The sequence below is a fragment of the Neoroseomonas rubea genome, from assembly GCF_016106015.1.
Lineage (GTDB): Bacteria > Pseudomonadota > Alphaproteobacteria > Acetobacterales > Acetobacteraceae > Neoroseomonas > Neoroseomonas rubea.
In genome coordinates, this window is record NZ_JACADQ010000006.1 from 16,998 (window position 1) to 30,953 (window position 13,956).

Sequence of the window (13,956 nt, forward strand, 5' to 3'; positions counted from 1 at the left end):
AGATCGCATCGGGTTGACCCGCCATCGCTCCGGCGGCGGCGACAGCCTCAAGCGCTGCAACCATGGCAGCAAGGTCACGCATCACGCGCCGACCTTCGCATAGGTCAGGCGTCGCGCGAGCCAGCAGCCCACCTCGACATCCGCGACCCTCCCATCCGTCGTGCGCAGTATGGCAAGCGTCCAATCTCCCGGAGGCGTGTGGTCCAAGGCCCGCGGACATGGCAGCGTCCAAAGATCCTGTCCGATCGGCTCAAGAAGCTCCATGCGCCCTCGTCCGAGAATGCCCTGGAAGGCGCCGTAGATCTGACCGCCGGCGTCGGCGATCTCGAGTTCCGCGCCGAGTTCCGCGCAGCGATAGCGACCGGCGATGTCCGGTCGCGCTTCGCCCGACCATGGAACGAGCGTGCTGGCCTGATTCTCCTGCGGACGCTCCATGCGCAGGCCGCCCGCGTCGGCGCGGAGAAGCGTGCGGCCATTGCCAGCCGAGCCGTCGCGCCGGATGTCGAGCCGTTCCGCGACATGGCCGAAGCGCAGGCGGACACGCCCTGAGCCAGCAGCATCGATGCGCACGGACAGCCCGGTCTCGGGCTCTCGCCAGGTCCCGAGCCACGGCGGCACCGGCAGATCGGCGACCGGCACCGAACGTGACGCGTCCAGCACGGCGGCGAGCAGGTCGACCGCCGCGGCGTGAGCATCGGACAGGTGATTGAACATCACGACGATCGAGACCCGCTCCGCCGGCACGTACAGCCGATGGCTGCGCCAGCCCCGCAGCGCGCCGCCATGGCCGAAGACGGCTCGCCCGAATTCCGTGCCGCGGGACAGGCCGAAGCCGTAGCTCGCCGGCGCGCCATCCGCGAAGGCGACGGGTCCCGCGAGCCTGGCCGGCAGCGCCTGCGGGTCGTCGCGCGTCGCATCGATGTGCCGCTCCCAGGCGACCATGTCATCGAGTGAAGCGCCGAGCCCGGCATCGCCTGTCCAGAGGATGCGGTTCTCGGCGGCGCGGAAGCCGCTCGCCTGGCTTCCCTCATAGCCTTCCGTCCCGTCCGGCAGGGCGCGGGTATCGGCTGCGACAAAAGCGGTCTCCATGCCGCATCGCGCAAAGATGCGGCGTCGCAGGATGTCGGCGAAGGCTTCGCCTTCGCGATCCTCGAGCAGGTCGGACAGCAGACGGAAGTTCTGGTTCGCGTAGGAATAGCGTGTACCTGGCGCGAAATGCAGGGTGCGCGTGCCGGACACGACGGCCTGCGCCTCATCCGTGCCGAAGGGCGCCTCCACCGGCGAACCGTGCAGCATGGCGACGGCCCAATAATCCCTGAGCCCCGACTGGTTGTGGCACAGATGCAGGACACCCGGCACGGGCCCCTCAAGCAGCGGCAGGCGAGCCCTCAGCGCGTCATCAAGGTCGGAAGGATCAGGCACGGCGTCGAGCAGCGCCGCACAGGTGAACTGCTTGGTGATGGAGCACATCCGGAACAACGTACGCGGCGTGAATGGCATGCGCCGTTCGGCATTGGCCCAGCCCCAGGCATGGCGCACCAGGACCTCCCCCTGCCGCAGGACGGCGACAGCGCCGCCGGGACCGGGATAGGCACGCGGCAGCGCGGCGATTGCGGCGTCAAGGCGCCGAGACACGGATCCATGCATGGACCGAACTGTCGCGCCCGGACACTGCTGCGTCTAGCGCACCCATTCACCCCGGCGCATGAGGGGTTCGGCGGTCCCGTCCGCGGCAATGCCATCCACATCCGTCTCGGCTGACCCGATCATCCAGTCGACATGGATCAGGCTGCGGTTGGCGCCGCGGGCGGCAAGCGCTTCATCCGACAAATCCTTGTCGAGGAAGCATTTGGAATAGGCCTGGCCGAGCGCGATGTGGCTCGCGGCATTCTCATCGAACAGCGTGTTCAGGAACAGCACGCCGCTCCGGGAGATCGGGTTGGAGTCGGGCACGAGCGCGACTTCACCGAGACGCCGCGCGCCTTCATCCGTGCCGATCATCCGCCGAAGCACCTCGCCCCCAGCACTGGCCTCCGCATCGACGATCACACCGTCCTCGAAGCGGACCCTGATGTCACGGATCAGGGTACCTTGGTAGGCCAGCGGTTTGGTCGCTGCGACAACCCCCTCGGTCCTTGCCGCGTGGGGTGTGGTGAAGACTTCCTCGGTCGGGATGTTGGGATTGCCGGTCAACCCGTTCTTCGCCGTGGTCAGCCCGCCCATCCACGCATGGCCATCCGCGAGCCCGACGCGCAGATCGGTGCCGGGCCCACGAAAATGCAGCGCGGCGTAGCGCCGCTCGTTCAGCATGTTCCGCCGCGTCATGAGGCCGCGATTATGCGCCGCCCATGCCGCGACGGGGTCGGCCGCATCGATGCGCGAGGCCGCGAAGATCGCATCCCACAGACGTGCCATCGCCACCTCGTCCGTCGTGTCGGGGAAGACGGCCCTGGCCCAGGCCGGTGTCGCCGCCGCGACCAGCGCCCAGTTGATGGTGGAGGTGGAAATCAGGTCTAGCGCCGGTCGATAGGCCTGCGACCGGGCGCGATTGGCGCGGGCAATCTTGTCGGGGTCCTGACCCGCGAGCAGCGATGGGTCCTCACCGACGATCGCCAACCGCGCGGCACCGCCCCGAAACGCTGCTGCCATGCCGTCGAACAGCCAGCCTGGCGCGGTGTCGAAACTCTCCTCAGGCGCAAGGCGGTAACGCGCCAGCGTGGCCCGATCATCGGAGAGCAGTGTCGTGACGAGCCGCGCCCCGGCCCGATACGCGTGCTCGGTGATGCGGCGCGATAGGTCGAGCGCGTCCACCGAGGCGGTCATCACCAGTTCCTGCCCCGGAGCCAGGCCAAGCCCGACCTTGACCGCCACCTCGGCCAGGCGATCGAGCCGTTCGGCATGCGTGATCGTGCCTGCGCTGTGCATCGCGTGGTCCATCATTGCCTCCCGTTCCTGTCCGAGATCGATTAGGGGCGGCGCGACCCGCCCGCAAGCGCCGCGCCATCGGCCTTGACCGCCGAAGGAAGCGCCAAGCGAACGAGAAGGCCAGGCGCCGCATCCTCCAGAGATATACGGATGCCGTGAAGGCCCGCGACGGCCCGCACGAGTGCGAGCCCGAGCCCGCTGCCGGGTGTCGAACGCGCGGCGTCGAGCCGATGGAACCGGCGGAACACCGCCTCGCGCTCGGATGCCGGGATGCCGGGGCCGTCGTCGCTGACGCATGCCTCCGCCGGGCCGAGCACCAGCCGAACGCGCCCCCCCAAGCGGCCATGGCGGATCGCGTTCTCCAGAAGGTTCGCCAGCATCTGCGTCAGCAGCGCCGGGTCGCCGTTCATCGTCACGCCGGGCGCGATGTCGGACTCCAGCACCTGACTGCGCTCCTCTGCTGCAGATGCGTAGACCTCGGCCACGGACTGCGCGACTGCCGAAAGGTCGACCCGCGTGAAGCCGGCGCGCCGCGCCCCCGATTCCACCTGCGCGATGCGCAGCAGCGCGGCGAACATGTCGAGCAAGGCGTCGACTTCCTTCTCCGCCGCCGCGATCGCCTCCGGCTTCGGATCCAGCGCCACGGCCTCGAGCCGCTGCCGCAGTCGCGTGAGGGGCGTTCGCAGGTCGTGCGCGATGTCATCCGTCACCTCGCGCAAGGCGGTCATCAGCGCCTGAAGACGATCAAGCGTCGCGTTGATGCGCAGCGCAAGCCTGTCGAACTCGTCGCCGGCGCCGCCGACGAGAAGGCGCCGTTCGAGGGCGCCCGCCTGGATCTCGGCGAGGGCCGCTTCCATGCGTGCCGCACGCTTCGCAACGCCGCGCCCGATCACGAGGCCCCCGGCGAGGCCGAGGACGAGGACGGCAAGGCCCACCCATAAGGCACCGGAAAGGAGGCGCTGTTCCAGCGCGCGCACAGCGGAAAGATCGCGCCCGACCACCAGGGCTCCGCCGCCCGGTAAAGGCGCGACCAGCAGGAGCACGGGCACCTCCGTCCCTTCGGTCTGGCGGACCCGAACCTCATGCCACCCGGCCTGGCGCGGCATGGAGGCGAGATTTCCCGCGACACGCTGCCCGTCCGGCGCGGCCAGGAGGTAGTGCTCGGTGCCGGTCAGATCCGCGGCCAGCCGTGCCTCGATGGAAAGCGCGATGCCCCGCGCGCCGGACAGTGCACCGGACTGGAGCAGCACGCCCATGCCACGCTCGACCTCCTGCACCGCCTGCCGGCCGGCGAAGCCCGCGGTGAGCCACCACGCGACGCCGCCCGCCAGCGCAGTGCCTGCGAGGGTCAGCATCAGATGCAGGAGCGTCACGCGGAAGGCGGTGGTCCGCGCGAAGGCCCAGCGGGACGAAGCCTCAGCCATCGGCGCGTATGACGTAGCCGGCGCCGCGGACAGTGTGGATCAATTCGCCATCGAAGCCCTTGTCCACCTTGGCGCGCAGCCGGCTGACATGGGTCTCGACGACGCTGGTCTTGGGGTCGAAGTGGAAGTCCCAAACGCCCTCGAGCAGCATGGTGCGAGTGACCACGTGACCGGCCCGCCGCATCAGGAATTCCAGCAGGCGGAATTCGCGTGGCTGCAGGTCGATCCTACGCCCGGCACGCGAGACACTGCGACGGATCAGGTCCATTTCCAGATCGCCAACACGGAGCAGCGTCACCTCCTGCTGCAGCGGCGGCCGACGCGCGAGCGCATTGATGCGCGCGACAAGCTCGGCGAAAGCGAATGGCTTGGCGAGGTAATCGTCGCCGCCGGCCTCGAGACCTTCCACCCTGTCGCCGACACCCGCACGCGCGGTCAGGAAGAGGACGGGCGCCGTGACGCCTGCCGCGCGCGCGGCCCGGACCATGGAAAGACCGTCGAGCTTCGGCAGCATGCGATCCACCACCATCACGTCATGGCCGCCACCTGTGGCCAGGAACAGGCCGTCCTGGCCGTCCGCCGCATGGTCGACGACGTGGCCCGCCTCCTCGAGTCCGCGCGCGACATAGGCCGCGGTTTCGGCGTCGTCCTCCACGAGCAGGATACGCACGGGACCCCTCCTGGCTGGTCTTTGCCCCGACACCCACGGAAGCCGGGGGGCACAGCGCACAGGGCTGCTGTGGCGGCTGCGCGGCGAACACGCCGGACCCCACTCTCAAGCGGCACCCGGCCTTATCAACATACGGATCGGTAAGGGCTTCGACAGGGGCCGACGAGGGCGGCTGGCGCTTTCTGACCGGGATGCCCCGTCGCCTGACGGGGCGGCGAACCCCACGCTCCAGGAGAACGACATGCCTTCCCCCTCCACCGTACGCCGCTCGGCGCTTGCCGCGGGTGCCCTTGCCCTCGCGCTCGGCACCACTGCCCTGACCGCCCTGCCGGGCACGGCCCAGCCGACGCCCGCGCCGGTCGCCGCGCGCATCGCCGCCCCCGACTTTGCTGAGGTCGCGGAGCGCGTCGGTCCGTCCGTCGTCCGTGTCCTGAGCGCCGAGCGCGCCCGCCCGCCGCGTGCCGAAGGCCAGCCCGAGCTTCGCGGCACACCCTTCGGCGAGATGCTCCGCCGCGATCGTGACCCGGGCGAGGCCCCGCGCCGCGCCGGCCAGGGTTCCGGCTTCGTCATCGATCCGGCCGGCTTCATCGTCACCAACGCGCATGTGGTAGGGGATGCTGCCGAGGTCCGCGTCGTCCTCACGGACGGGCGCGACCTGCAGGCGCGCGTCGTGGGCAGCGACCGCGCGACCGACATCGCGCTGCTGAAGGTCGAGGCCGGGGCGCCGCTGCCCGCCCTAGCCTTCGGCGACAGCGACCGCGCGCGCGTCGGCGAATGGGTGATGGCGATGGGCAATCCGTTCGGGCTCGGCGGCACGGTGACAGCGGGAATCGTCTCCGCGCGCGGCCGGCAGATCGGCGCCGGCCCGTATGACGACTTCATTCAAACGGATGCGCCCATCAACCCGGGCAACTCAGGTGGGCCGCTCTTCAACGCCGCCGGCGAGGTGGTCGGCGTCAACACGGCGATCTTCTCGCCCTCCGGTGGAAACATCGGCATCGGATTCGCTGTGCCGGCCCGCATGGCCCAACAGGTCGTTGCCCAGTTGCGGGACCATGGGAACGTCCGGCGCGGCTGGCTCGGCGTCTCGCTCCAGCCACTCGACCGCGACCTTGCGCAGGCGCTGCGCCTTGCGGACGCGAAGGGCGTCCTCGTGGCGGGCGTCGAACCAGGCAGCCCTGCGGCGCGCGCCGGCATCGAGGCGGGCGACGTGGTGACGGCGGTCGATGGCCGGGGCGTAGAGTCGCCGCGGGACCTCGCCGCCGGCATCGCGGAGCGCGCCCCCGGCAGCGGCGTGACGCTGGCGGTGCTGCGCGGTGGCTCCGCGGTCGAGCGCCGCGTCGAGCTCGGCACCCACCCGGCAAGTCAGGCGGCGGCCAAGCCGAGCGCGCCGGTGGCCCAGCCTTCCATCGGCCTCCGCCTTGCGCCGCGGGACGGCGGCGGCGTCGCGATCGTGCAGGTCGAGCCGGGCAGCGTGGCTGCAGCGCGCGGGCTAATGGCCGGCGATACGGTACTCAGGGCCGGTGAACGGGAGGCACGCGCCCCGCGCGACGTGGTGGAGGCAGTGACCGCCGCGCGCGCGGCAGGGCACGCCTCCATCGCCCTCCAGGTTGAACGCGATGGCGCCAGGCGCTTCGTGGCAGTTCCCCTGCAGGCTGGGTGATCGCAAGGACGGGCCTCGCCGGAGGGCGGCGAGGCCCGCGATTGATCGCGTGACGGATTCACAACTCCGGATTTTCCGCCGCCACGGATCGGGCGCTAGACTGCGTCCGATCCACCCAACCGAGGCGATATGTCCTTCGTCGACCCGCGCGACGGCGACCTGGAGGATGACGCGTCGAGCACCGCGCACCATTCGCTGTTCGGCCACGCCTCCTCCATCCTGCTTGAGATCAGCCTGCCGAAGCTGGCGATTGCCGCGACACTCCTGCTGGTGGTCCCGGCGGCAATCATCGGGGTGGCGCCGAAGGCAGCGCTCTGGTTCGTCGGAACCGCTTGGGACCAGGTGTCGGGCGCAGAGCGGTGGCTGACACTGTTGGCCATCCTCGCTCTTGCCGCGCTGCTCGGCTGGCGCTGGGGCCAGGACCTTTTCCGGGCAACCGAGCGGAATTTCTGGGCGTTGAACGCCGCGCTTGTCCTCCCCCTCTACATGGCGGTCCGCGAAATGGTTGCGCTCCTCGCCGAGCGGGTAGCGCCGACCGGTGTCTTTACGCGGGCGAGGCGCTACGCGGGCCTGGTGTCGGGCCTGCTGCTCGGCCAGCTAGCGGCGCTCGTTGCCTTGGGCGTGGGCCCCTTGCCGACGCTCATCATCGAGGATGCGAGCCCTTCGGGCCTGCTGCGCGCGGCCGGGGACTCCCTCCGCAACGGGATCTGGGCAGTCGCCGTCTATCTGACTGTCAGCGCTCCCGCCTGGAGCATCGCAGAGGTGCTGGCGGGAACGCCCGCGGACCTGGAGGCAGCCCCGCGTGGAGAGTCGGCCTGGCGTGTCGCGCATCTGTCGGACCTGCACGTCGTCGGCGATGCGCATGGTTTCCGCCTCGAATGCGGGCGTGCCGGACCGCGCGGTAACGACCTCCTGCATCGGACGCTGGCTGCGCTTGCGCGAGAAGATGCGACCCGACGGCTAGACCGCATCATCGTCTCCGGCGACATCACGGATGCGGGCCGCAACGCCGAGTACATCGCCTTCGAGGACGGGATCGCGGCGTATCCTGGACTGCGGGAGCGGATGCTGGTCATTCCCGGCAACCACGATGTGAACATCGTCGACCGGGCGAACCCGGCGCGGCTGGAACTTCCCGTCGCGCCGGGCGGAGCGCTCCGCCGGATGCGCTTCCTCGCCGCGATGGCGCGACTGCAAGGGACCCGCGTGCATCTGGTCGACCGGCGGGCCGGCCGGATCGGACCGACGCTCACAGCCTGGCTCGCCGAACATGGCCGCGGCGACGCACTGGCACGGTTCGTGGACCAGGGAGGCTGGCGCGCCGGTCGTGCAGCGCGCACCGCCTGGGATATGACCTTTCCGCTCATCGCGCCACCGCCGGCGCCGGACGGGCTGGGCGTCGTCCTGCTCGATTCGAATGCGGAGACGCATTTCTCCTTCACCAACGCACTCGGCATGGTCGGCATGGCGCAGCTCCGCGCAGCCGAGGCGGCGATGGGGGCGTACCCGAGCGCGCGGTGGTTGGTCGTGCTGCACCATCATGTGGTCGAGTATCCACGGCCCGGCACGCCGCTCGCGGATCGGATCGGGACCGCGCTCGTCAACGGTCACTGGGTGTTGCGTCGGCTGCGCCGGCTGGCACCACGCATCCTCGTGCTGCACGGACACCGCCATGTCGACTGGGCCGGTCAAAGCAGGGGGCTGCGGATCCTGTCCGCATCATCGCCCGTCATGGGAACCAGGCCGACGGCCTGGATCCATCATCTGGCGCCGGCGAAGGATGGCGGCCTTTTGTTGCTACGGCCAACGCGGCTTGACCTCGCAATGGCCGTGCCCAGCCGCGAAAGACGTTGAGCAGGCCGTCGCGCCACGCGCCGCCATATTCCGCCGCATGCGTGTGCGGCTGCGAAAAACATAAGAGGCCCACCGGACGGGGATCCGGTGGGCCTCGATCCGCAAGTCCTCGGCCTGCGCCGTAGCCGACGCCCCTTGGCGCCGAACTACTGGCAGGCGAGGCACTCCTCGTAATTGTTCGAATTGCCTGCGGGCTGCGCCGCCGCAAGCGGCAGCGTCGCCTCGCGTTCCATCGGAACATGCGCTGCCATGATGTCGCCCTGGCCCACGACCTTCTCGCTGATCGTGTCGGCGCGCTGGATCGACAGCGAGCGGCAGTAGTAGAGCGACTTCACGCCCTTCTTCCACGCCGTGATGTGGATCTGGTGCAGGTCGCGCTTGTGGACGTTCGCCGGCAGGAAGATGTTCACTGACTGCGACTGGCAGATGTAGGGCGTGCGGTCGGCCGCATGCTCCACCACCCAGCGCTGGTCGAGTTCGAAGGCCGTCTTGAAGATCGCCTTCTCGTGTTCGGTCAGGAAATCCAGGTGCTGGACCGATCCCTTGGTGACGGTGATCGTCGTCCAGGTCTCCTCATCGTCGCGCCCATGCTTTGCCAGCACCTTCTGCAGGTACGGGTTGCGCACGATGAAGGAGCCGGACAGCGTCTTGTGATTGTAGACATTCGCCGCGATCGGTTCGATCCCGGGACTGGCGCCGCCGCAGATGATGCTGATCGAGGCCGTCGGCGCGATCGCGATCTTGTTCGAGAACCGTTCCATGAAGCCGTATTCGGCCGCGTCGGGGCAAGGGCCACGCTCTTCCGCCAGCATGCGGGACGCGGCGTCCGCCTGCTCGCGGACGTGCTTGAACATCTTCTTGTTCCACACCTTCGCGACGACGGACTCGAAGGGCACGTTCATCTTCTGCAGGAAGGAGTGGAAGCCCATCACGCCGAGGCCGACGGAGCGTTCCCGCATCGCGCTGTACTTCGCCCGCGCCATGGAATCGGGCGCAGTGTCGATGAAGGACTGCAGCACGTTGTCGAGGAACCGCATCACATCCGGGATGAACTGCGGTTCCTTGTGCCACTCGAACCAGGTCTCGCAGTTCAGCGAGGAGAGGCAGCAGACCGCCGTCCGCTCCTGCCCATGCTGGTCGATGCCCGTCGGCAGAGTGATCTCGGAGCAGAGGTTCGAGGTCTTCACCTCGAGCCCGGCGAGCTTGTGGTGTTCCGGCCGGGCGCGGTTCACGTGGTCGGAATAGATGATGTACGGCTCGCCCGTCTCGATCCGCGCCGTCAGGATGCGGATCCAGAGGCTGCGGGCGGAGACCTTCTTCATCAGGGCCCCGTCCTTGGGGGACACCAGCGCCCATTCCTCGTCGGCCTCGACCGCACGCATGAAGGCGTCGGGGATAAGCACGCCGTGATGGAGGTTGAGCGCCTTGCGGTTGGGGTCGCCGCCGGTCGGGCGACGCATCTCGAGGAATTCCTCGATCTCCGGATGGTTCACCGGCAGGTAGCAGGCGGCCGAGCCGCGACGGAGCGAGCCCTGGCTGATGGCCAGAGTCAGGCTATCCATCACCCGGATGAAGGGGATGACGCCGGAGGTCTTGCCGTTCCGGCCGACCTTCTCGCCGATGCCGCGGAGATTACCCCAGTAGGAGCCAATGCCGCCGCCCTTGGCCGCCAGCCACACGTTTTCGTTCCAGAGACCGACGATGCCGTCGAGGCTGTCGGATGCCTCGTTCAGGAAGCAGGAGATCGGCAGGCCGCGCGTCGTGCCGCCATTGGACAGGACCGGCGTCGCCGGCATGAACCACAGGCGCGATATGTAGTCGTAGATCCGCTGCGCATGGGCCGCATCGTCGCCATAGGCGCTCGCCACCCGCGCAAAAAGATCCTGATAGGATTCGCCAGGCAGGAGATAACGGTCGTCGAGAGTTGCCTTACCGAAATCGGTCAGCAACGCATCGCGCGAGCGATCGACACGGACCTGCCCATGGCCCTCAAGCTGCACAGCGTCGAACACGGATAACCCCCCCGGTAGAACGGCCCCCCCACGGGCCACGAGACTCCCGTCCCGCGAGCGCATTTAGGCGCGGAACCCCGCTCCGCCACAAGATGTAGTCTTGCAACACTGTTGTCACTACCAGATCGGGTGCCGCAGGAACCTCTTGCCAAGGACCCGGGAGACGTAACAGGCCATCATGAGTTCTCGTTTCGTTCATCACTCCGTACACCTCGACCCTCCGCAAGCCCAGACTTTTCCACAGGCTCGATCCGCGGCACGCTTGGGCACAACCTGTCCGGAGCCACGCCGATGACCCTTCGCCCGACCCGCCGTGCATTGTTCGCCGCGGGCCTGCTGCCGGCCCCGGCGCTCGCCCAGACGCCCTGGCCGACCCGCCCGGTGCGCATCGTCGTTCCCTTCGGGACCGGCGGCGGCACCGACATCACGACCCGCCTTCTTGCGCCCAAGCTGGCCGACATCCTGGGCCAGCCCGTGGTGATCGAGAATCGCCCGGGCGCGGGCGGCGTCGTCGGCACCGACTACGTCGCGAAGCAGCCGCCTAACGGGGAGGTCTTCGTCCTCTCGACCCTGTCGCCGATCGCCCTGGCACGCGGCCTCCCGGCGCCGGTGCCCTTCGATGCGCGGCGCGACCTGGTGGCGATCGCGCCGACGGTCTTCGTCCCGATCGCGCTCGCCATCACGACGCGCAATTTTTCACCGCGCACCGCGGCGGAGTTCGTCTCCGCCCTTCGCGCAGCACCCGGGCGCTTCCAGTACGGCTCGTCTGGCATCGGCACTTCCGGGCACATTGCCTCGGCCACTTTCTGCATCCGCACGCGCACGCAGGCGGTGCACGTCCCCTACCGGGGCGGCGGGCAGGTCTTCACCGCCCTGACTGCCGGGGAAATCCAGTTTTGTTCGGACATCCCCTCGCTCCTCAAGGGGATGCATGAAGGGGGGCAGGCACGCGTCGTCTTCGTCGCGACCGATCGCCGGTCCTCCCTGCTGCCCGACGTGCCGACCGCGGCCGAGGCAGGCATTCCCGACTACAAGGCATATTCCTGGTACGGCTTCTTCGCCCCGGCCGGCACGCCGGAGGCGGTCATCGCCCGAATGGCCGCAGCGACCGAACAGGCTCTGGCCGACCCGGCCATCGCGGGCCGGTTCGAGGAGATGGGCACCCCAGCGATGCGCGGCTACACGCCCGCCCGCTTTGCACAGTATGTGCGGGATGAGATCGACTACTGGGAGCCGGAGGTCCGCGCCCTCGGCATCCGGGCCGAGTAGCGCCCGGGGCCGGTCTCGCTTGCGGCGGATCAACGCCGCGCCTGGCTTTGCGCGGGATCCTCCCGCCCCGACGCCACGGCCCGGGGCCGGGCGCGGGAGGATGCGATGCCATACCGGGACCTGCTCGTTCACCTCGACGCCAGCGCGCAATCGGCGCAGCGCCTTCACCTTGCGGTGGACCTCGCACGGCGGCACGACGCGCATCTCGCGGCCATATTCGTGGTGGACATGGCCCTGCCGATGGTCGCGATGGCCGATGCGGGCGGCGGGGCAGCGCTCGGGGGCCTGATGGAGGAGATGCGCGCCGCGGCGCTCGAGGATGCGCGCCGGATCGAGGCCACCTTCCGCGAACGCGCAACACGCGAAGGCGTGAGCGGGGAGTGGCGACTGGCCGAAGGCATGCTGCGGGAGGAGATCGCGCTTCATGCGCGCTACGCCGACCTCGCCATCATCGGGCAGGAGGACCCGGAGACAGCCGCTCCGGGCACCACGGGCCTTGTCGGCGACGTGCTGTTCGGCGCCGGGCGACCGGTGCTGGTGGTGCCATACGCCGGCCACTACGCCTCGGTCGGGACTCGCGTTCTGGTCGGCTGGAATGCGAGCCGGGAGGCGGCACGCGCCGTCAACGACGCGCTGCCCATGATCGCCGGGGCCACGACGACCTGCATCCTGGCGGCCAACCCCGAGAAGGGTATCGCCGGCCATGGCGAGGAACCGGGCGCCGACATCGCGCTGCATCTGGCTCGCCACGGGCTTGCCGTGACGGTCGAGCACCGCGTCGCGCCGGACATACCGGATTCGGATCTATTGCTGAACCATGCCTCGGACATGTCAGCGGATCTGCTCGTGGTCGGCGCCTATGGTCATTCGCGGCTGCGCGAATTCGTCCTCGGCGGGGTCACGCGCACGCTGCTGCGGCAGATGACCGTCCCTGTCCTGATGTCTCACTGATGGTGGGGCGCGAGTCGGGATGGCGCTCTTGCGGCTACGCGGCCGCACACCAGATGTTGCGGTGAACGATTGCCGAGGACACCAATTCTGGTAGAAGCGGCGTCACTGCATCAAGCGGGGGATGGCTCAGATGGCCGATGGGATCGCGACCGACGAACTGCCTGTAAAGTTCGACCTGCTCACCTCGAACCCGGTCTACAAGCCCTTCCGCTACCCCTGGGCCTATGATGCCTGGCTGACCCAGCAGCGAATCCATTGGCTGCCGGAGGAAGTTCCGCTCGCGGATGACGTGAAGGACTGGCAGAAGAACCTGACGGAATCCGAGCGGAATCTGCTGACGCAGATCTTCCGCTTCTTCACCCAGGCCGACGTCGAGGTGAACAACTGCTACATGAAGCACTACTCTCAGGTGTTCAAGCCGACGGAGGTGCTCATGATGCTGAGCGCCTTCTCGAACATCGAGACAGTACACATCGCGGCCTATTCACACCTGCTCGACACCATCGGCATGCCGGAAATCGAGTACACGGCCTTCCTCAAGTACAAGGAGATGAAGGACAAGTACGACTACATGCAGACCTTCTCGGTCGAATCGAAGACCGAGATCGCCAAGACGCTTGCCGCCTTCGGCGCCTTCACGGAAGGCCTGCAGCTCTTTGCATCCTTCGCTATCCTCATGAACTTCCCGCGCTTCAACAAGATGAAGGGCATGGGACAGATCGTCTCCTGGTCGGTGCGCGACGAGACGCTGCACTGCCTGTCCGTCATCCGCCTGTTCCGGACCTTCGTGCAGGAGAACCCGGAGATCTGGACCGAGGAGTTCCGGCGCGACCTGTACCTCATCTGCGCCACCATCGTGGACCATGAGGACGCCTTCATCGACCTCGCCTTCGAGCTCGGTGGCGTACAGGGCCTCGATGCCGAGGCGACGAAAAAGTACATCCGCTTCATCGCTGACCGTCGCCTGCAGCAGCTCGGCCTCGACCCGCTCTACAACATCGAGAAGAACCCTCTGCCCTGGCTCGACGAAATGCTGAACGCGGTCGAGCACACGAACTTTTTCGAGAACCGCGCGACTGAGTATTCCAAGGCGAGCACGGCAGGGACCTGGGAAGAAGCCTTCGCCGACAGCGTGTTCTCCTCGCCCCAGCCGGAAGGCGCGATCGAGGGTGTCCGTCACTGAGCGTT

The 13,956-nt window shown here is 68.5% G+C and carries 10 protein-coding genes; 5 read left to right on the forward strand and 5 right to left on the reverse strand.

Annotation, left to right across the window (positions count from 1 at the left end):
* Positions 1-81: 81 nt before the first annotated feature.
* Genes HW577_RS01690 through HW577_RS01705 form a run of 4 tightly spaced genes read right to left on the reverse strand, consistent with a single transcriptional unit; the run spans position 82 to position 5,019 of the window.
* A complete protein-coding gene (locus tag HW577_RS01690; protein WP_332837322.1) occupies positions 82-1,635 on the reverse strand; it encodes a D-aminopeptidase in 1,554 nt (517 codons plus the stop codon).
* Positions 1,636-1,680: 45 nt separating this feature from the next.
* The gene (locus HW577_RS01695) at positions 1,681-2,925 is read right to left on the reverse strand and encodes an aminopeptidase (protein WP_198374347.1); all 1,245 of its coding nucleotides are present in this window, start codon (positions 2,923-2,925) and stop codon (positions 1,681-1,683) included.
* Between the two features lie 41 nt (positions 2,926-2,966).
* Positions 2,967-4,349: a sensor histidine kinase gene (locus HW577_RS01700; protein ID WP_198374319.1), complete on the reverse strand. Its 1,383-nt coding sequence runs from the start codon at positions 4,347-4,349 to the stop codon at positions 2,967-2,969.
* On the reverse strand, positions 4,342-5,019 hold the full coding sequence (locus HW577_RS01705) for a winged helix-turn-helix domain-containing protein (RefSeq protein WP_198374320.1): 678 nt from the start codon (positions 5,017-5,019) through the stop codon (positions 4,342-4,344). Before HW577_RS01705 ends, HW577_RS01700 begins: the two co-directional genes overlap by 8 nt.
* 241 nt (positions 5,020-5,260) lie before the next feature.
* Between HW577_RS01705 and HW577_RS01710 the strand changes: the two genes are divergently transcribed.
* Both HW577_RS01710 and HW577_RS01715 read left to right on the forward strand, forming a co-directional pair.
* Complete coding sequence (locus HW577_RS01710; protein ID WP_198374321.1) at positions 5,261-6,682, forward strand: Do family serine endopeptidase; 1,422 nt, start codon at positions 5,261-5,263, stop codon at positions 6,680-6,682.
* Positions 6,683-6,811: 129 nt separating this feature from the next.
* Complete coding sequence (locus tag HW577_RS01715; protein ID WP_198374322.1) at positions 6,812-8,536, forward strand: metallophosphoesterase family protein; 1,725 nt, start codon at positions 6,812-6,814, stop codon at positions 8,534-8,536.
* A gap of 146 nt (positions 8,537-8,682) precedes the next feature.
* Here the strand turns inward: HW577_RS01715 and HW577_RS01720 are convergent, their stop codons facing one another.
* Positions 8,683-10,548, reverse strand: coding sequence for a ribonucleoside-diphosphate reductase subunit alpha (locus tag HW577_RS01720; RefSeq protein ID WP_198374323.1), 1,866 nt, complete (start codon positions 10,546-10,548; stop codon positions 8,683-8,685).
* A gap of 291 nt (positions 10,549-10,839) precedes the next feature.
* On the opposite strand from HW577_RS01720, the gene HW577_RS01725 reads away from it, so the two are divergent.
* The 3 genes from HW577_RS01725 (at position 10,840) to HW577_RS01735 (ending at position 13,951) form a co-directional block, all read left to right on the forward strand.
* Entirely contained in the window at positions 10,840-11,817 is a 978-nt protein-coding gene (locus HW577_RS01725; RefSeq protein WP_198374324.1) for a Bug family tripartite tricarboxylate transporter substrate binding protein, read from the forward strand.
* A 105-nt stretch (positions 11,818-11,922) separates the two neighbouring features.
* Positions 11,923-12,768 carry a universal stress protein gene (locus HW577_RS01730; protein WP_198374325.1) on the forward strand — a complete coding sequence of 282 codons (846 nt, stop codon included), beginning with the start codon at positions 11,923-11,925 and terminating at the stop codon, positions 12,766-12,768.
* Between the two features lie 130 nt (positions 12,769-12,898).
* Positions 12,899-13,951: a ribonucleotide-diphosphate reductase subunit beta gene (locus tag HW577_RS01735; RefSeq protein ID WP_198374326.1), complete on the forward strand. Its 1,053-nt coding sequence runs from the start codon at positions 12,899-12,901 to the stop codon at positions 13,949-13,951.
* Positions 13,952-13,956: the final 5 nt, after the last annotated feature.